Raw genomic sequence first — 16479 nt, 5'->3', positions numbered from 1 at the left:
CTTATTCGATGTTCTGGACCTGCTCGCGCATCTGCTCGATCGCCACCTTCATCTCCACCGAGATGTTGGTGAGTTCCAGCGCGGCGGACTTGGACCCCAGGGTATTGGCCTCGCGGTGCAGCTCCTGGATCAGGAAGTCCAGGCGCTTGCCGAGCTCGCCGCCCTTCTTGAGCAGGCGCTCGATCTCTTCCAGATGGGCGCGCAGGCGCGCCAGCTCCTCGGCCACGTCGATGCGGATGGCGTAGGCGGCCGCCTCATTGAGGGCGCGCTCGCGCAGCGCGTCCTCGGGTATCGATTGGGCCGCGCCGGTGCTCACCAGCGCCTCCTGCCAACGTTCCAGGAAACGCTGCTGCTGGCGCTGCACCACGGCGGGCACCAGGGGTTCGGCCTGCTCGGCCAGGCCGCGCAGGGTGTCGATGCGCTCCTGCAGAATCGCCACCAGCTTTTCGCCCTCGCGCTCGCGCGCCTCGGCCAGGCCGGCCACGCACAGGCGCGCCGCCTCCAGCGTGGCCTCGTCGAGCCGCTCGGCCGCGCCGCCACCCTTGCACCATTGCAGGATCTCGTGCACCGAGAGCGCCTGCGCCTTGGGCAGCCAGTTCTGCACCGTGCCCTCCAGGCGCGCCAGCTTGTTGAGTTGCTCGGCCTGCGGCTGGGGCCAGTTGTTGTCCCCCTCGCGCTGGGTGTTGATGCGCAACTCGATCTTGCCGCGCTTGAACGCCTTGGTGAGCAGCTCGCGCAGGGCGGGCTCCAGACCGCGCAGATCCTCGGGCATGCGGAAGCCCAGGTCGAGGAAACGCCCATTGACGGAGCGTGCTTCCACGGTCACGCTGGCGGTCGAGACGGTGCCGGTCTCGCTCGGTGTAACGGGTTGCGAGCTGGCGCTGGCGTAACCCGTCATGCTGTAAACTGGCATGAGCATTCGGTTGAGCAATCAAAGCGCGATTATGTCAAAGCCGAAACCGGCGCCCTTGCCTGCGGGGACGGTAGTTGGGGGCTACCAGATCATCAAGAAGTTGGCGGCAGGCGGATTCGGTGTGGTTTATCTCGCCGAAGATCCCGAGCACCACCTGGTGGCCCTGAAGGAATACCTTCCCTCGTCCCTGGCGGAGCGCTCCCCCGGAGAACTCACTCCACGCGTCAAGCCCGAGAAGCAGCCCCTGTATCGACTCGGGTTGCGCAGCTTCTTTGAGGAAGGGCGTTCGCTCGCCCAGATCTCGCACCCCAGCGTCGTCTCGGTGCTGAACTTCCTGCGCGAGAACGAAACCGTCTACATGGTGATGAACTATCTGCAGGGCGACACCCTGCAGGACTTCATCGTCACCGCGCGCGACCTGAAGCGCGACAAGGTCTTCCGCGAGTCCACCATCCGCTCGCTGTTCGACGAGATCCTCAAGGGCTTGCGCATCGTGCATCAGCACAAGATGCTGCACCTGGACATCAAGCCGGCCAACATCTTCATCACCAATGACAACAAGGCGGTGCTGCTGGACTTCGGCGCGGCGCGCGAGGTGCTGAGCAAGGAAGGCAACTTCATCCGCCCGATGTACACGCCCGGCTTTGCCGCGCCCGAGATGTACCGCCGCGATGGCGCTTTAGGCCCCTGGACCGACATCTACGCCATCGGCGCCTGCATCTACGCCTGCATGCAGGGCTATCCGCCCAACGACGCACCGCAGCGCCTGGAGAAGGACCGCCTGGCGCTGAGCCTGTCGCGCCTGCGCAATGTCTATTCCGACAACCTCATCGAGGTGACCGAGTGGTGCATGTCGCTGGACCCGCTGGCGCGCCCGCAGAGCGTGTTCGCGCTGCAGAAGGAATTGGCGCGCGAGACCGAGCGCCGCTACACCAAGCTGAGCTTCAGCGAGCGCCTCAAGCTCCAGCTTGAGAACCTCAAGGCAGGGGCCAAGGCGTGAGGTTCGGCATCTATCAAGTCAGCCGACGCGGCGGCCGGGAAAAGAACGAAGACCGCATGGGGTATTGCTATACCCGCGACGCGGTGTTGTTCGCGCTTGCCGACGGCATGGGCGGCCACCCCGAGGGCGAGGTGGCGGCGCAGATCGCGCTGCAGACCGTGGCCAGCATGTTCCAGCGCGATGCCAAGCCGGTGCTGGACGACCCGAACCGCTTTCTGGAAGACGCGATCCTGGTCGCGCACCAGCAACTCCTGCGCTACGGCCAGGACAAGGGCCTCAGCGACACCCCGCGTACCACCGTGGTGGCCGGCGTGCTGCAGCGTGGCAATGCCCACTGGGCCCATTGCGGCGACTCGCGCCTGTACATGGTGCGCGGCGGCGAGCTGATGGCGCGCACGCGCGACCATTCCTACAGCGAGCTGCAGGAGGCCCTGGGTCGCCATGCGAATGGCGCCGAGCGCTTCAACCGCAACGTGCTGTTCACCTGCCTGGGCAGCCCCGGCAAGCCCATGATCGATATCTGCGGCCCGATCCCGCTGCAGACCGGCGACCGCTTCATGCTGTGCTCCGACGGCATGTGGAGCACGGTGTCCGACCTGGCCATTGCCGACCAGCTCTCCACCCGCGTGATCTCGGACGCCGTGCCCGAGCTGGTGGAGCAGGCGCTGCGCAACGGCGGCGCGCGCTGCGACAATGTCACCGCGCTGGCGGTGGAATGGGAAGGCGAGGACGAGCCCGACGCGGCCGACTCGATCTCCACCCAGAACCTGGCCGACGACGGCTTTGCCTCCACCATCCAGGCGGCCGCGCTGGAAGCGCAGGAACGCCGCGAGGATCTCAGCGAGGCCGAGATCGAGCAGTCGGTGCGCGAGATCCAGGCCGCGATCCGCAAGGCCGGCAAAAAATAACTCCGAAAGGTTCCCCCGATGTCTGCTGAATACCAACGCGCCGGCGAGCGCGCTGCCGCTGCTTTGCGCCCGGTGCGCATCACGCGCCACTACACCTGCCATGCCGAGGGCTCGGTGCTGATCGAGTTCGGCAACACCAAGGTGCTGTGCACCGCCTCGGTGGAAGAGAAAGTGCCGCCGCACAAGCGCGGCTCGGGCGAGGGCTGGGTCACGGCCGAGTACGGCATGCTGCCGCGCGCCACCCATACCCGCAGCGACCGCGAGGCCGCGCGCGGCAAGCAGAGCGGCCGTACCCAGGAGATCCAGCGCCTGATCGGCCGTTCGCTGCGCTGCGTGTTCGACCTGGCCCTGCTGGGCGAGCGCAGCATCCACCTCGACTGCGATGTGCTGCAGGCCGACGGCGGCACGCGCACCGCCGCCATCACCGGTGCCTATGTGGCCGCGCACGATGCGGTCAGCTGGCTGCTGGCGCAAGGCAAGATTGCCCAATCGCCCATCAAGGATGCCGTCGCCGCGATCTCGGTGGGCATGCTGGAGGGCACGCCGCTGCTGGACCTCGAGTACACCGAAGACTCGGCCTGCGACACCGACATGAATGTGGTGATGACCGGCTCGGGCGGCTTTGTGGAACTGCAGGGCACGGCCGAGGGCCTGGCCTTCAACCGCCTGGAAATGAACGCCATGCTGGACCTGGCCGAAAAAGGCATCAAGGACCTGCTCGCGGCGCAGCGCAAGGCCCTGGGTCTGTGGGCATGAAGCTGGTCCTTGCCTCCAACAACGCCAAGAAGCTCGCCGAGCTGCAGGCCCTGTTCGCGCCGCTGGGTGTGGAACTGGTGACGCAGGGCTCGCTGGGCATTGCGGAGGCCGAGGAGCCCTTCGAGAGCTTTGTGGAGAACGCGCTGGCGAAGGCGCGCCACGCCGCGGCGGCCAGCGGCCTGCCGGCGCTGGCCGACGATTCGGGCTTGGCCGTCGACGCGCTGGACGGCGCGCCCGGCGTGCTCTCGGCGCGCTATGCCACGCTGTTCGGTCAGCCCAAGTCGGACGCCGACAACAACCGCGTGCTGCTGGAACAGCTCGCCGGCAAGGGCGCCGGCCCGCACCGCGCCCAGTTCGTCTGCGCCCTGGTGGCCGTGCGCAGCGCCCGGGATCCGGTGCCGCTGATCGCGATGGGGCGTTGGCAGGGTCAGATCTTGCCCGCGGCGCAGGGCGAGGGCGGCTTTGGCTACGACCCGCTGATGTTCATCCCCAGCCTGGGCCAGAGCGTGGCGCAGCTGAGCGCTCAGGTGAAGAACCAGCTGAGCCATCGTGCCCTGGCTGCGGGCTCGCTGGTGCAGCAGTTCAAAGAGGTCTGGCAACTTGGCTGAACTCAACAGCGCGCGCCTCACCGAGCTGATGCGCCCGGGCACCTTGAGCCTGGCCGCCTTGCCGCCGCTCTCGCTCTATGTGCACCTGCCCTGGTGCCTCAAGAAATGCCCTTATTGCGACTTCAACTCGCATGAGTGGAAGGATGGCCGGCAGCTGCCCGTGGACACCGCGCGCGCCTACCTCGGCGCGCTGCGCGCCGACCTGGAGGCCGCGCTGCCGCTGATCTGGGGCCGGCCGGTGGTGAGCATCTTCATCGGCGGTGGTACGCCCAGCCTGTTCGCCCCCGAGCAGATTGCCGAGCTGATCTCCGACATCCGCGCGCGCCTACCGCTCGAGCCAGGCTGCGAGATCACGCTGGAGGCCAACCCCGGTACCTTCGAGCGCGACCGCTTCCGCGGCTTTGCCGCGGCCGGCGTGACGCGCCTGTCGATCGGCGTGCAGAGCTTTGACGATGCGAAGCTCAAGGCCTTGGGCCGGGTGCATGACGGCGCGCAGGCGCGCGCCGCGATCGAGGAGGCCGCCCAGGCCTTCGAGACCTTCAACATCGACCTGATGTATGCGCTGCCGGGCCAGAGTCTGGCCGAGCTGGAGCAAGACCTGACCCTGGCGCTGGGCTATGCGCCGCCGCATCTGTCCGTCTACCACCTTACCATCGAGCCGAATACGCGCTTCGCGATCGCGCCGCCGGTGGTGCCCGATGCCGATTTGGCCAGCGACATGCTGGACCTGATCACCGCGCAAACGGGCGCCCGGGGCATGGAGCGCTACGAGGTCTCGGCCTATGCGCGCGCCGGCCACCGCTGCACGCACAACCTCAACTACTGGCAGTTTGGTGACTATCTGGGCATCGGCGCGGGGGCGCACAGCAAGCTGAGCTTCCCGCACCGGGTGCTGCGCCAGGTGCGCTGGCGCGAACCGGCCAGCTATATGGCCAAGGCGGGCGAGGGCGCGGCGGTGTCCAACGAGCACGAGGTGGCGCGCAAGGAGTTGCCCTTCGAGTTCATGCTCAACGCGCTGCGCCTGCGCGAGGGCGTGCCGATGCAGCAATTCCTGGAGCGCACCGGCCTGCCGCCTTCCAGCATCGCCGAGGCCTTGCAGCAGGGCCGCGGCAAGGGCCTGCTGGAGCTCGATCCGCTGCGCATCCAGCCCACCCCGCGCGGCTTCGATTTCCTCAGCGACCTGCAGTCGCTGTTCCTCGCCTAGTCCCCATACAGGGCGCGCGCCGATTGCTCGATCTCGGCGTGCAGCCAGGTGCAGAGGGCGCGCAGCGCGGGTTCGTCCTTCAGCGCGGGCGGGTAGACGATGTGGTAGCTCTGCGCCTGCGAGCCCTCCAGGGCCTGGCCCGAGACGCGCACCAGGCGGCCGTCCAGCAAGGCATCGGCCGCCAGTAACTCGCGCGTCAGCGCCACCCCCATGCCCTGCTCGGCCGCCTGCAGGAGCAGGCCGGCATCGTTGAAGCTGGCCATGGTGCGGATCTGCCGGCTCAGGCCCGCCTCGGCAAACCATTGGGTCCATTGGGCGGCGTCGCCCAGCAGCGATTGCGCGGCCAGCTCCTCCAGGGGCGCGCCGATCAGGCGCTGCGCCAGCGCCGGAGCGGCCACCGGCACCGAGCGCGACTGCAGCAGCACCTCGTTGACCAGGCCGGTCCAGGGCCCGACACCCTGGCGCAGCGCGAGATGAAAGCCCTCGCGCTCCAGGTCGACGAGCTGCTGCGAGACATTCAGCTCCAACGCGATCTCCGGATGCAGGGCATGCCAGCGCCCCAGCCGCGGCATCAACCAGCGTTGCGCGAAGGAGGGCAGGGCGGTGATGCGCAAGGCCTGCAGCGCGCTGCCATGCGCGGCGCTGGCGGCCTGCAGCCCGCGCTCCAGTTCGACCCAGGCGCGCTCCACGCCGCGTTGCAAAGCCTCGCCCGCCTCGTTGAGCCGGATGCGGCGGCCGCTGCGCTCGAACAGCTGGAAACCCAGCTGCGTTTCCAGCGCCGTGAGCTGCTGGCTCACCGCGCTGTGGCTGAGGTGCAGGCGCTCGGCCGCGGCGCGCAGGTTCTGGGTCTGGGCCGTGGCGCGGAAAGCGGCCAGGTATTGCAGGGGCAGGCGTGGGGCTCTGGGCATGCTGGTAAGCATATCTGAACAGGATGGCCCGATTTTCGCGCTATTGCCGGCGGGTATGAATGCTTAATATGACCAGCACTGCATCAGGAGATTCTCATGAGCAAACATCCCCTCGCCGTCTATCTCGCCACCACCGCCATGGCCCTGAGCGCCGCCGCCGCCAGCAGCCTGTTGTGCACCTGCTGGGCGGCACCGGCGCAGCTGGGGGCGGCGCTGCATGAGTCGCCGCCTGCGCAGCCTCAGCCCATCTCTGCCACCCAACTTCAGGCCCAATCGAATGCACCTGCCAACGAGCCCTGCCGAGCTGATCCAGCGCCAGCTGGAGGCCTACAACGCCCGCAATATGGACGCCTGGCTGGCGACCTATGCGCCCCAGGCCCGCCAGTACCTCTACCCGGCCACGCTGGTGGCCGAGGGGCATGAGCAGATCCGCGCGCGCATGCGGGCGCGCTTCGCGGAACCCAATCTGCATGCCCGGCTGCTGCAGCGCCACGTGATGGGCAAGATGGTGATCGATGTCGAGATCATCACCCGGACCTTTCCGGAGGGGCCGGGCCGGCTTCAGATGGCCGCCATCTACGAGGTGGAGGACGGCCTGATCCAGTCGGCCGTCTTCATCGCCGGCGAGCCTCAGCTGGCCATCACATAAATGCCCAGGGCGCCATGCTTGGCATGGCGCTTGGCCGTGGCCGCGGCGCTGGCCACGTCCTCCGAGCGATGCAGGCTGCCCGGGCTGACACGCACCGCGCCGATCGACAGCGTGGTGCAGGGGTGGAAGCGCAGATTGCCCTGGCGGTCCTCGGCCATGATGCCGCCGGCCTCCAGTGCCGCGGCGTCGAAGAGCTTGCGCGCCAGCTCGTTGAAGCGCTCGACGATGAGCTCGCAGCGTTGTTCCCAATCGTCGCTCTGGAACAGCATCACGAAGTCATCGCCACCCACATGGCCGAGGAAGTCGCGCTGGCTGTCGCAATGCGCGCTGGCCACGCGCGCCAGCAGGCGGATCATCTCGTCGCCGCGCCAGTAGCCGTACTCATCGTTGAAGGGCTTGAAGTGATTCAGGTCGGCGTAGGCCGCGACGAACTCGCGGCCGCTCGTCAGCAGGCGGCCGATGTGCTGGCTGATCGGGATGTTGCCGGGCAGAAAGGTCAGCGGGTTGGCATGCCGTGCCGCCTCGATGCGCGCCTCGGTGACCGAGCGCACCAGCTGCTCGCCCGTGCCCAGGCCCAGATAGCGGCCCGCGCGCGTGATGATGAAGCCCTCGCGCAGATAGCGCTGGTCGGCCGAGGTCAGCACGCGGGTGAGCGCCTCGATGCCGGTGCCGGCATCGACGATCAGCGGTGAGGCGTTGGCGAACAGGGTACAGGCGTGGCGCCCGTAGAGATCGTTGAAGAAGGGCTTGGCCCAGCGCCCGATGAACTGGGCGCGGTCCACCAGGGCCACCGGCGCACCGGCGTCGTCGAGCACCGCCACCGCGTGCAATTGCTCATGCGCGCTGAAGAGGCGGTAGAGCTGCTCATTGCTGGCGCTCTCATGCAGGGCCGGCGCCGTCAGCATCAGCTGCTCGGCGCAGATGCTGCTGCCACCGGCGCGGCGCAGCTCGGGCAGCACCGCGATGTCGGCGCTGGCCAGCACCTCGGCCGCCGGCCCCAGCACCTCGCGGTGGCCCGCCGGGCCGGGCCGGCCGAGCAGCCAGCCCTGGCCGAAGGCCACGCCCAGGTCGCGCAGCACGCGCAGCTCCTCCGGGCTTTCGATGCCCTCGGCCACCAGCTGCGCGCCGAAGGTCTCGGCCAGTTGCAGCAGGGCGCGGAAGGTCTGCAGCTTCTCGGCGTGCGCGGGCAGGTGGTGGGTGAAGTATTTGTCGATCTTGACCAGCTGGGGCTGGATCTCGGACCACAGGCGCAGCGAGGAGCGGCCGTCGCCGAAGTCGTCCAGCGCGATGCCCACGCCGAGCCGGCGCAGGCGCGTCAGGCCCTGGCGCAGCGCCTCGATGTCGGTGACGCGCTCATGCTCGGTGAGCTCGATGATGATGTCGGCCGGCGTGATGCCGATACGCTCGCACAGGCCCAGGCCGCGTGCCCAGTAGGCGTCGCTCACGGCGCGTGCCAGCGCCGCTGCGCTCATGTTGACGAGCAGCTTGCCGGGCAGCTTCAGCCGCGCCCAGTCCTTCAGCGCCTGCAGCGCGCAGCGCACCTCCAGCTCCACCGTCAGGCCCTCGCGGCGGCCGGCGGCGAACAACGCGTCGGGGTACTCCAGCGCGGAGCCGGCGGGCCCGCGCACCAGCGCCTCATGGCCGTAGATTTCGCCGCAGTCCAGCTTCACGATGGGCTGGAACAGGGTGTGCAGCAGGTCCTCGTCGATGAGGGTCTGCACCTGCAAGGGCAGGGCGCGCTTGCAGTCAGGAATGGTGGTCATCATGTCGGTACGCTCGCTCAAGCAGCGAGCTTGCCGACACTTGATGACAGGGTTGCGAAACCCTAGACGCGATTGGTGGAGAAGCCGGCGGTGCTGCGCAGGCGCTCCAGCAGGCGCGGTGCGATCTGGCTCAGCGGCAGCACCTCGTCGGCGGCGCCGGCGTTGATGGCCTCGCGCGGCATGCCGAACACCACGCAACTGGCTTCGTCCTGCACCAGGTTGTAGGCGCCGGCGTCCTTCATGGCCTTCATGGCCTTGGCGCCGTCGGCGCCCATGCCGGTGAGCATGATGCCCAGCGCGTTGGGGCCCACCACGCGCGCGGCGGAGTTGAACAGCACCTCCACCGAGGGCTTGTGGCGGTTCACAGGCTCGCCGTCCTGCACGCGCGCAATGTAGTTGGCGCCCGAGCGTTCCACGCTCAGGTGCGTGCCGCCGGGCGCGATATAGCCGTGGCCCGGCAGCACGCGCTCGCCGTCCTGGGCCTCTTTCACGCGGATGCGGCACAGCCCGTCCAGGCGCGCCGCATAGCTGCGCGTGAAGCCGGGCGGCATGTGCTGGGTGATCACCACGGCCGGGCAGTCGGCGGGCAGGTTGATGAGCACGTCCTTGGTGGCTTCGGTGCCGCCGGTGGAGGCGCCGATGAAGATGATCTTCTCGGTGGAGAGCCGGCCCAGGCTGGCCATCGGCGCGGGCTTGGGCGCCGGCGCCGCGCCGGGCGCTGCGGCGCTGGCAGGGGCGGCATGGCTGCGATGGATGCGGGCCTTGGAGGCGATGCGGATCTTGTCGGTGATGTCCTGGGCCAGCAGGCGGATGCCGTCGGCCACGCCGATCTTGGGCTTGGCGACGAAGTCCACCGCGCCCAGCTCCAGCGCCTTCATGGTGACCTCGGCGCCGCGCTCGGTCAGCGTCGACACCATCACCACCGGCATGGGCCGCAAGCGCATCAGGCGCGAGAGGAAGTCCAGCCCGTCCATCTTGGGCATTTCCACGTCCAGCGTGATCACGTCCGGGTTGAGGTTGCGGATCATCTCGCGTGCCACCAGGGGGTCGGCGGCCGCGCCTATGCATTCCATGTCGGTCTGACGGTTGATGATCTCGGTGAGGATGCTGCGCACCAGCGCCGAGTCATCCACCACCACGACTTTGATCTTGGCCATTGTTGAAAACTCCTCGTGCGCGCCGGCTCAGAACAGGTCGATGGAGCCGCCGCTGGCCACCACGGGCTGGGCCTTCTGCGCCGCCGCGCGGTCCTGCTGGATCAGCGCCTCGGTATTGGTCGGCGCCAGACGCTTGACCATGGCCTTGCCGCTGTGCGGCAGAAAACAGACTTTACGGGGATAGATGTCCATGACGTCTTTGGAAACGATCGGGATGCGCTCGGTCTTGAGGTAGTCGAGCACGAAGTTGGTGTTGCGTTCGCCGACGTTGATGGTGTTCATGCCCGAGATCACGGCGCCGCCGCCGAAGATCTTGGCTTCCATGCGGCTCTTGGAGGCGCCGCGCTTCATCATCTCGTTGATCAGCAACTCCATCGCGAAGGAGCCGTAGCGGCCCGAGTCGCCGGTGCCCTCGGGCAGCATGAAGTGGTTCATGCCGCCGATCTGCGCGTGGCGGTCCCACAGGCAGGCGGCGATGCAGGAGCCCAGCGTGGTCATCACCAGCAGGTCCTCGTTGTCGACGAAATATTCGCCCGGCAGCACCTTGACCGCGGCGTTCTTGAAATGCGCGTCGTAGAAGAAGAAGGAGGCTTCGCCCTGCTTGCGCGTCTGCGCCTTGAGTTGGGCGACGCGGGCGGCGCCGGGGCCGCCGGCGAGGTAGCTGCCGGCGCTGGCTCCGGACGGGGGCAGGGGCGTGCTCATTGGATGATTTTCGGCCGGTTACAGGGTGGACTTGAGCGCAGCCTCAGACGCGCTCGTAAATGGTCTTGCCGCGCAGGCGGAACAAGTCCTTGGACTCGGTGAAGTTCTCCGAGTGACCGACGAAAAGCAGGCCGTGCGGCCGCATCACCTTGTGGATGCGCTCCAGCACCTTGCGCTGCGTGGGCGCGTCGAAATAAATCATCACATTGCGGCAGAACACCATGTGAAAGGGGTCGCCCAGCGACCACTGGGTGTGCATCAGGTTGAGGGTGCGGAATTCGATGCAGCGCGCCAGCTCGGGCTTGACGCGGATGCGCCCGTCGTTGGCGCCAGTGCCGCGCATGAAGAAGTTCTTCAGCCGCGCCGGCGAGAGGCCGCGCGAATCGGCGCTGTAGACGCCGCGGCGGGCGGTGTTGAGCACATTGGTGTCGATGTCGCTGGCGACGATCTGCACCTGGGAACCCGAACCCAGCGATTCCGCGCAGGTCATCGCGATCGAGTAGGGCTCCTCGCCGGTGGAGGCGGCACAGCACCAGATGCGCACCGGCTTGGTGTTGACCGCCTTCAGGTCGTCGGCCAGGCAATGGAAATGGTGCTCTTCGCGGAAGAAGGAGGTCAGGTTGGTGGTCAGGCAGTTGACGAACTCCTGCCACTCCTGCTCGCCCTGCGGGCCGCTGGCCTGTTCCAGCCATTGCAGGTACTCGCCGAAGCTGCGGTGGCCGGTGTCGCGCAGGCGGCGCGAGAGCCGGCTGTAGACCATGGCGTGCTTGCCATCGTGCAAGCTGATGCCGGCGTGTTGGTAGATGAGTTGGCGTACGCGATCAAAGTCTGCGCGGCTGAAGCTGAACTCGTGGTCGACCGCTTCGGTTGCCGTGGACTGAGGCGTTCCTGGGCGCATGTAGGGCTCGCTTCTTCTGGTTGGATGCGCAGGCATGCGCTCCCGGGGATTCTCGGGTTTCTGGAGTTTGTGCGCCAGCCTAACAAGGCTAAAAGCGGAACAGGGCGGTGCTTGGATGTTTTTTTGCACCGGTGCGCAGTATTGCCCGCTGCTAGACTGCCCCGGCACTTACCCAGGAGCCCCTTGGAACCCAGCGCAACACCCCGTCCGGTCGACGCCAGCGAATTGCGACTCGACCTGGCTTTGCAGCTCCTGCAGCAGGCCGGTGCGATGCTGCCCGAGGCCGAGCCCTTCAGCGCGGCATGGCTGCAAGGCGTGGTCGATGCGCTGTGCGATCTCTCCAGCAAGGATGCGCTCACCGGCCTGGTGAACCGCCGCAGCTTCGAGATGGCGCTGTCGCGCGAGGTCGACCGGGTGGCGCGTTCGGGTGAATCGGCGCTGCTGCTGGTGCTCGATATCGATCATTTCAAGGCCGTCAACGACACCTATGGCCATGCCGCCGGGGATCTGGTGATCAAGGCGGTGGCCGATGCCATCGGCCAGACCGTGCGGCCCATGGATACCGTGGCGCGCGTGGGTGGGGAGGAGTTCGCGATCATTTTGCCGAGTTGCCTGCCCACCTTCGGCGTCACCGTGGCCGAACGCATACGCGAGCGGGTGGCTGCGATGGAGGTGCCCGTCACGCCGGCGCAGAGCCTGCGCGTCACCATCAGCCTGGGTGGCGCTTTTGCCCCGCAATGGGTGCGTTCATCGTCCCTGCTGTGGATGGAGCGCGCCGATCGTCAGCTGTATCGCGCCAAGGCCGAGGGCCGCAACCGTGCCTGCCTGGAGAGTCAGGTGGAGTCGCTCGTCAGCGCAGAGGAAAAAGGCATGTTGTTTGCCGTAACGCAACAGGAAAGCGAATGAGTACCAACATGGCGCCTGCTGCTGCTACATCGAAATCGGGTCGTGCCCTCGCGCGCACCCTTGCCGTCACCAGCGGCAAGGGCGGCGTGGGCAAGACCTTTGTCACGGCCAATCTGGCCGCCGCCCTGGCCGCGCGCGGCCAGAAGGTGCTGGTGCTGGATGCCGACCTCGGCCTGGCCAATCTGGACGTGGTGCTGAACCTGCATCCCAAGCTCACCCTGCACGATGTCTTCACCGAGAAGGCCACGCTGGAGCAGGCCATCCTGCCCGCGCCCGGGGGCTTCCATGTGTTGCTGGCCGGTTCGGGCATGGTGGAGTATTCGCGCCTCACGCCCGAGGTGCGCGACAAGCTGCTCTACATCATCGACCTGGTGAAGCCGCGCTTCGACTGGGTGCTGCTCGATACCGGCGCGGGCATCTCCGACGTGGTGCTGTTCGCCGTCTCGCTGGCCACCGATGTGCTGGTGGTGGCCACGCCGGAACCGACCTCGCTGACCGACGCCTACGCCACCATCAAGGTGCTGGCCACCCAGCAGGGGCGCCGCGAGGTGGGGCTGGTGGTGAACCAGGCCAACCGGCCCGGCGAAGGCAAGCTGATCTGCGGCCAGCTGCAGCAGGTGCTGCAGCGCTTCGTGGGCCCCACGCCCGGCCAGACCTTCCGGCTCGAGCTGCTGGGCGAGGTGAAGAACGACCAGGCGGTGCGCCAGGCGGTGCTGAAGCGCCAGCTGCTGCTGGAGCATTACCCCGGCAGCGATGCGGCGCAGGCGATCAAGGCGCTGGCCAGCAAGCTGCTCGCCTGAGGCGCCCCATGGCTGAGACGAACACGCCGGCGACGGCCTTCGACTGGGTGGGCGGCGAGGCCGCCGTGCGCGCCCTGGTGGACCACTTCTACGATCTGATGGAGCTGGAGCCGGCCTACGCGCCGCTGCGCGCCCTGCATCCCACCAGCCTGGAGGGCTCGCGCGACAAGCTGCACTGGTTTCTGTGCGGTTGGCTGGGCGGCCCCGACCACTACATCGAGCGCTTCGGTCATCCGCGCCTGCGCGCGCGCCACCTGCCGTTTGCGATCGGCATTGCCGAGCGCGATCAATGGATGGACTGCATGCGCCGCGCCATGCTGGAAACCGCGCTGGACCCGGAGCTGCGCCAGCGCCTGGACGTCTCCTTCATGAACACGGCCGATTGGATGCGCAATCTCTGAGCCGGCTCAGGGCTGACCCAGCAGCACCATCAACGCACCGGCCCCGCCATCGCTGGCGCGCGCCTGCACAAAGGCCAGCACCTCCTGCTTCTGCACCAGCCAGCGGCGCACGCGGCTCTTCAGGACGGGCTCGCGCCCCGGCGAGCCATGGCCCTTGCCATGCACCACGCGCACACAGCGCAGGCCGCGCCGTGCGCTTTCATGCACGAAGGCGCCCAGGGCTTCGCGGGCCTGGTCGCGGCGCAGGCCGTGCAGGTCGATCTGGCCCTGCAGGGCCCAATGGCCGCGGCGCAGCTTGCGCACCGTCTCGGGGCCCAGCTCGACGCGGCGAAAAGACAGGGCCTCGTCGGTCTCGAGCAGTGAGTCGACATCGAAATCGTCCGACAGCGCCTGGCGCAGCACCGCCTGCTCGTCCAGCTGACGCTGGCGCGGTTCGGGTTCGGGCGGGTCGGCGCGCAGCAGCACGCGCTGTGCATCGGGCAGCCGTGTAACGGCACCGATGCTGAGCTCGAACAGGCGCTGCTCCTGCTCGCGCAGACGCGCCGCGGCGGCGGCGCGCTCGGCGCGCTCCTCGGCCTCGCGGCGGCGCAGCATCAGCTCCTGCTGCAGCGCCTTGAGATCCTGCAGGCTGTGAAAGGTGGCGGGCTTGGCGCTCACAGCAGGCCTCGCTCGGCCATCGACACGGCGTTGCCGCCGCCGACCACGAAATGATCCAGCACCCGCACATCCACGAGACTCAACGCGCTCTTCAGGGCCTCGGTCAGCAACTCGTCGGCGCGCGAGGGCTCGGCCACGCCGGAGGGGTGGTTGTGCGCCAGGATCACCGCCGCCGCGCCATGCGCCAGCGCCCGCTTGACGACCTCGCGCGGATAGACCGAGGTTTGCGTGAGGGTGCCGCGGAACAGTTCTTCCATCGCGATCAGGCGATGCTGGGCGTCGAGGAAGAGCAGGGCGAACACCTCGTGATCCAGGCCGTCGAGCTGCAGGCGCAGGAACTGCTTGACGCTCTCGGGCGCATCGAAGACGGTGCGGCGCTCCAGCTGCTGATGCAGGGCGCGGCGCGCGATCTCGAGCACCGCGGCAATCTCGGCCCGCTTGGCCGGGCCCAGGCCCTTGACGGCCGCGAGGTCCGTCACGCCGGCGCGCAAGAGGCCGGCCAGGCCGCCGAAATGGTCCAGCAATTGCTGCGCCAGCTGCAGCACCGACACGCCCTTGAAACCGGTGCGCAGCAGCAGGGCCAGCAGTTCGGCGTCGGCCAGGCTGTCGGGGCCGCGGGCCAGCAGCTTTTCGCGCGGGCGCGCGTCGGGCGGCAGGGAATCGAGCGGCATGGGAAGGTGGACGGAACGGGCTGGAGAAGAGCACATTGTCGGCCAAGCCTAAAATCCCCCCAAACCAATGCAGCCGGACAACCCGGAAACGCCGTGAATCTGATTCAACAAGGGTCCTTCCTGACCCTGCATTACCGCTTAGCCGGCCCCGATGGCGGCGAACTGATCAATACCTTTGCCGACAAGCCGGCGACGCTCTCGCTGGGCAATGGCGAGCTGGCCCCGGCCATCGAGCAGCGCCTGATCGGGCTGGCTGAGGGCACGCACACGCGTTTCGAGCTGGCGCCGGGTGAGGCCTTCGGCGAGCGCAACCCGGAGCTGCTGCAGCGCGTGAAGTTGCAGCTGCTGCGCCAGCTGGGCGACCCCGACGAGCAGTACGGCGTCGGCGACGTGGTGCAGTTCCCCACGCCGGATGGGCAGGGCAGCTATGCCGGCCTGGTGCGCGAGGTGGGCGAGGACTGGTTGCTGTTCGATTTCAACCATCCGCTGGCCGGCCAGCCGGTGAGCTTCGAAGTGCAGGTCATCGGGGTGCTGTGAGCATGACGGCGAGCATTGCACAACCGCAGGAAGTCCTGCTGGCCGAACCGCGCGGCTTCTGCGCCGGCGTGGACCGCGCCATCGAGATCGTCGAGCGCGCCATCCTCAAATTCGGTGCGCCCATCTATGTGCGCCACGAGATCGTGCACAACACCTATGTGGTGAACGACCTCAAGGCCAAGGGCGCGATCTTCATCGAGGACCTGGCCGAGGTGCCGCCCGGCGCCACCCTGGTGTTCAGCGCCCATGGCGTCAGCCAGGCGGTGCGGCGCGAGGCGGCCGAGCGCGGCTTCCATGTGTTCGACGCCACCTGCCCGCTGGTCACCAAGGTGCATGTGGAGGTGGCCAAGCTGCACCGCGAGGGTTACGAGTTCATCATGATCGGCCACAAGGGGCATCCCGAAGTCGAGGGCACGATGGGCCAGCTCAGCGAAGGCATCTACCTGGTGGAAGAGGTGGGGGACGTGCCCCATGTGCAGGTGCAGGATCCCAGCCGGCTGGCGGTGGTGACGCAGACCACGCTGAGTGTCGACGATGCCGCCGAGATCCTGGCGGCGGTGAAGCGCCGTTTCCCGCTGGTGCGCGAGCCCAAGAAGCAGGACATCTGCTACGCCACCCAGAACCGCCAGGACGCCGTCAAGGTGCTGGCACCGCAGGTCGACGTGGTGGTGGTGGTGGGCAGCCCCACCAGTTCCAACAGCAACCGCCTGCGCGAGCTGGCCGAACGGCTGGGCACGCCCGCCTATATGGTGGACGCCGCCGAAGACCTGAAGGCCGAATGGCTGGACGGCCGCAGCCGCGTGGGCCTGACGGCCGGCGCGTCGGCACCCGATGTGCTGGTGCAGGCGGTGATCAGCCGCCTGCGCGCCCTGGGTGCCACCGCGGTGCGCAGCCTGCCCGGCGTGGAGGAGCATGTGCAGTTCCCGCTGCCGCTGGGCCTGGGCGACAAGTCCATGGCCGAGGTGAATTCATCCCGATCTTGATGCGGGCGTTGTCGCTGCAAGCGGCGCCCGCTGGTGGCGCCGTTTTTTTTCTTGCCCC

At 68.0% G+C, this 16479-nt stretch carries 19 protein-coding genes; 11 read left to right on the top strand and 8 right to left on the bottom strand.

Annotated features, from left to right (window positions below; all coding sequences use genetic code 11):
* Window position 1 precedes the first annotated feature (1 nt).
* Window positions 2–913: a YicC/YloC family endoribonuclease gene (locus PFX98_RS22990; RefSeq protein WP_285232803.1), complete on the bottom strand. Its 912-nt coding sequence runs from the start codon at window positions 911–913 to the stop codon at window positions 2–4.
* A 31-nt stretch (window positions 914–944) separates the two neighbouring features.
* Here PFX98_RS22990 and PFX98_RS22985 point away from each other — a divergent pair, with 31 nt between their 5' ends.
* Genes PFX98_RS22985 through hemW form a run of 5 tightly spaced genes read left to right on the top strand, consistent with a single transcriptional unit; the run spans window position 945 to window position 5389 of the window.
* Complete coding sequence (locus PFX98_RS22985) at window positions 945–1913, top strand: serine/threonine protein kinase (protein WP_285232802.1); 969 nt, start codon at window positions 945–947, stop codon at window positions 1911–1913.
* Window positions 1910–2821 carry a PP2C family protein-serine/threonine phosphatase gene (locus tag PFX98_RS22980; protein WP_285232801.1) on the top strand — a complete coding sequence of 304 codons (912 nt, stop codon included), beginning with the start codon at window positions 1910–1912 and terminating at the stop codon, window positions 2819–2821. The genes PFX98_RS22985 and PFX98_RS22980 overlap by 4 nt, the downstream gene beginning before the upstream one ends.
* A gap of 18 nt (window positions 2822–2839) precedes the next feature.
* On the top strand, window positions 2840–3577 hold the full coding sequence (gene rph, locus PFX98_RS22975; protein ID WP_285232800.1) for a ribonuclease PH: 738 nt from the start codon (window positions 2840–2842) through the stop codon (window positions 3575–3577).
* A complete protein-coding gene (locus PFX98_RS22970) occupies window positions 3574–4185 on the top strand; it encodes a non-canonical purine NTP pyrophosphatase (protein WP_285232799.1) in 612 nt (203 codons plus the stop codon). Before rph ends, PFX98_RS22970 begins: the two co-directional genes overlap by 4 nt.
* 28 nt (window positions 4186–4213) lie before the next feature.
* On the top strand, window positions 4214–5389 hold the full coding sequence (gene hemW, locus PFX98_RS22965) for a radical SAM family heme chaperone HemW (protein ID WP_285235678.1): 1176 nt from the start codon (window positions 4214–4216) through the stop codon (window positions 5387–5389).
* Here hemW and PFX98_RS22960 read toward each other — a convergent pair.
* On the bottom strand, window positions 5386–6297 hold the full coding sequence (locus PFX98_RS22960) for a LysR substrate-binding domain-containing protein (protein WP_285232798.1): 912 nt from the start codon (window positions 6295–6297) through the stop codon (window positions 5386–5388). The genes hemW and PFX98_RS22960 overlap by 4 nt on opposite strands.
* A gap of 277 nt (window positions 6298–6574) precedes the next feature.
* Here PFX98_RS22960 and PFX98_RS22955 point away from each other — a divergent pair, with 277 nt between their 5' ends.
* Window positions 6575–6946: a nuclear transport factor 2 family protein gene (locus tag PFX98_RS22955; protein ID WP_285232797.1), complete on the top strand. Its 372-nt coding sequence runs from the start codon at window positions 6575–6577 to the stop codon at window positions 6944–6946.
* Here the strand turns inward: PFX98_RS22955 and PFX98_RS22950 are convergent.
* The 4 genes from PFX98_RS22950 to PFX98_RS22935 are packed head-to-tail and all read right to left on the bottom strand — an operon-like array spanning window position 6928 to window position 11466.
* Complete coding sequence (locus PFX98_RS22950) at window positions 6928–8712, bottom strand: EAL domain-containing protein (protein ID WP_285232796.1); 1785 nt, start codon at window positions 8710–8712, stop codon at window positions 6928–6930. The two genes, PFX98_RS22955 and PFX98_RS22950, sit on opposite strands and share 19 nt — an antisense overlap.
* Before the next feature lie 59 nt (window positions 8713–8771).
* On the bottom strand, window positions 8772–9866 hold the full coding sequence (locus PFX98_RS22945) for a protein-glutamate methylesterase/protein-glutamine glutaminase (protein ID WP_285232795.1): 1095 nt from the start codon (window positions 9864–9866) through the stop codon (window positions 8772–8774).
* 27 nt (window positions 9867–9893) lie between these two features.
* The gene (gene cheD / locus PFX98_RS22940) at window positions 9894–10568 is read right to left on the bottom strand and encodes a chemoreceptor glutamine deamidase CheD (RefSeq protein WP_285232794.1); all 675 of its coding nucleotides are present in this window, start codon (window positions 10566–10568) and stop codon (window positions 9894–9896) included.
* A 43-nt stretch (window positions 10569–10611) separates the two neighbouring features.
* Window positions 10612–11466, bottom strand: coding sequence for a CheR family methyltransferase (locus PFX98_RS22935; RefSeq protein WP_285232793.1), 855 nt, complete (start codon window positions 11464–11466; stop codon window positions 10612–10614).
* A gap of 183 nt (window positions 11467–11649) precedes the next feature.
* Here PFX98_RS22935 and PFX98_RS22930 point away from each other — a divergent pair, with 183 nt between their 5' ends.
* The 3 genes from PFX98_RS22930 to PFX98_RS22920 are packed head-to-tail and all read left to right on the top strand — an operon-like array spanning window position 11650 to window position 13573.
* Entirely contained in the window at window positions 11650–12372 is a 723-nt protein-coding gene (locus PFX98_RS22930; RefSeq protein ID WP_425334639.1) for a GGDEF domain-containing protein, read from the top strand.
* Window positions 12369–13172, top strand: a complete 804-nt coding sequence (locus tag PFX98_RS22925; RefSeq protein WP_425334638.1) for a MinD/ParA family protein — start codon at window positions 12369–12371, stop codon at window positions 13170–13172. Before PFX98_RS22930 ends, PFX98_RS22925 begins: the two co-directional genes overlap by 4 nt.
* Before the next feature lie 8 nt (window positions 13173–13180).
* Window positions 13181–13573, top strand: coding sequence for a group II truncated hemoglobin (locus PFX98_RS22920; RefSeq protein WP_285232792.1), 393 nt, complete (start codon window positions 13181–13183; stop codon window positions 13571–13573).
* 6 nt (window positions 13574–13579) lie between these two features.
* Here PFX98_RS22920 and PFX98_RS22915 read toward each other — a convergent pair whose 3' ends face one another.
* Together PFX98_RS22915 and radC are read right to left on the bottom strand one after the other, a co-directional pair.
* Complete coding sequence (locus tag PFX98_RS22915; RefSeq protein ID WP_425334637.1) at window positions 13580–14230, bottom strand: Smr/MutS family protein; 651 nt, start codon at window positions 14228–14230, stop codon at window positions 13580–13582.
* Window positions 14227–14901, bottom strand: a complete 675-nt coding sequence (gene radC / locus PFX98_RS22910) for a RadC family protein (RefSeq protein ID WP_285232791.1) — start codon at window positions 14899–14901, stop codon at window positions 14227–14229. Before radC ends, PFX98_RS22915 begins: the two co-directional genes overlap by 4 nt.
* A gap of 93 nt (window positions 14902–14994) precedes the next feature.
* Between radC and PFX98_RS22905 the strand changes: the two genes are divergently transcribed.
* Together PFX98_RS22905 and ispH are read left to right on the top strand one after the other, a co-directional pair.
* Window positions 14995–15438 (top strand): FKBP-type peptidyl-prolyl cis-trans isomerase, encoded by a 444-nt coding sequence (locus PFX98_RS22905; RefSeq protein ID WP_285232790.1) that lies wholly within the window; start codon window positions 14995–14997, stop codon window positions 15436–15438.
* Window positions 15439–15440: 2 nt separating this feature from the next.
* Window positions 15441–16421 carry a 4-hydroxy-3-methylbut-2-enyl diphosphate reductase gene (gene ispH, locus PFX98_RS22900; RefSeq protein ID WP_425334636.1) on the top strand — a complete coding sequence of 327 codons (981 nt, stop codon included), beginning with the start codon at window positions 15441–15443 and terminating at the stop codon, window positions 16419–16421.
* Window positions 16422–16479 lie beyond the last annotated feature (58 nt).

The sequence above is a fragment of the Paucibacter sediminis genome (assembly GCF_030254645.1).
GTDB lineage: Bacteria > Pseudomonadota > Gammaproteobacteria > Burkholderiales > Burkholderiaceae_C > Paucibacter_B > Paucibacter_B sediminis.
Note: the sequence above shows the minus strand (reverse complement) of the source record. Positions and strands in the feature narration are given on the sequence as shown.

What these genes read in the sequence shown, in the direction of transcription:
- PFX98_RS22955 (WP_285232797.1), top strand. Translation starts at nt 6,575, where the DNA reads ATGCACCTGCCAACGAGCCCTGCCGAGCTGATCCAGCGCCAGCTGGAG.
- PFX98_RS22945 (WP_285232795.1), bottom strand. Translation starts at nt 9,866, where the DNA reads ATGGCCAAGATCAAAGTCGTGGTGGTGGATGACTCGGCGCTGGTGCGC.
- PFX98_RS22985 (WP_285232802.1), top strand. Translation starts at nt 945, where the DNA reads ATGTCAAAGCCGAAACCGGCGCCCTTGCCTGCGGGGACGGTAGTTGGG.
- hemW (WP_285235678.1), top strand. Translation starts at nt 4,214, where the DNA reads ATGCGCCCGGGCACCTTGAGCCTGGCCGCCTTGCCGCCGCTCTCGCTC.
- PFX98_RS22950 (WP_285232796.1), bottom strand. Translation starts at nt 8,712, where the DNA reads ATGATGACCACCATTCCTGACTGCAAGCGCGCCCTGCCCTTGCAGGTG.
- PFX98_RS22990 (WP_285232803.1), bottom strand. Translation starts at nt 913, where the DNA reads ATGCCAGTTTACAGCATGACGGGTTACGCCAGCGCCAGCTCGCAACCC.
- PFX98_RS22970 (WP_285232799.1), top strand. Translation starts at nt 3,574, where the DNA reads ATGAAGCTGGTCCTTGCCTCCAACAACGCCAAGAAGCTCGCCGAGCTG.
- PFX98_RS22920 (WP_285232792.1), top strand. Translation starts at nt 13,181, where the DNA reads ATGGCTGAGACGAACACGCCGGCGACGGCCTTCGACTGGGTGGGCGGC.
- cheD (WP_285232794.1), bottom strand. Translation starts at nt 10,568, where the DNA reads ATGAGCACGCCCCTGCCCCCGTCCGGAGCCAGCGCCGGCAGCTACCTC.
- radC (WP_285232791.1), bottom strand. Translation starts at nt 14,901, where the DNA reads ATGCCGCTCGATTCCCTGCCGCCCGACGCGCGCCCGCGCGAAAAGCTG.
- ispH (WP_425334636.1), top strand. Translation starts at nt 15,441, where the DNA reads ATGACGGCGAGCATTGCACAACCGCAGGAAGTCCTGCTGGCCGAACCG.
- PFX98_RS22925 (WP_425334638.1), top strand. Translation starts at nt 12,369, where the DNA reads ATGAGTACCAACATGGCGCCTGCTGCTGCTACATCGAAATCGGGTCGT.
- PFX98_RS22960 (WP_285232798.1), bottom strand. Translation starts at nt 6,297, where the DNA reads ATGCCCAGAGCCCCACGCCTGCCCCTGCAATACCTGGCCGCTTTCCGC.
- PFX98_RS22935 (WP_285232793.1), bottom strand. Translation starts at nt 11,466, where the DNA reads ATGCGCCCAGGAACGCCTCAGTCCACGGCAACCGAAGCGGTCGACCAC.
- rph (WP_285232800.1), top strand. Translation starts at nt 2,840, where the DNA reads ATGTCTGCTGAATACCAACGCGCCGGCGAGCGCGCTGCCGCTGCTTTG.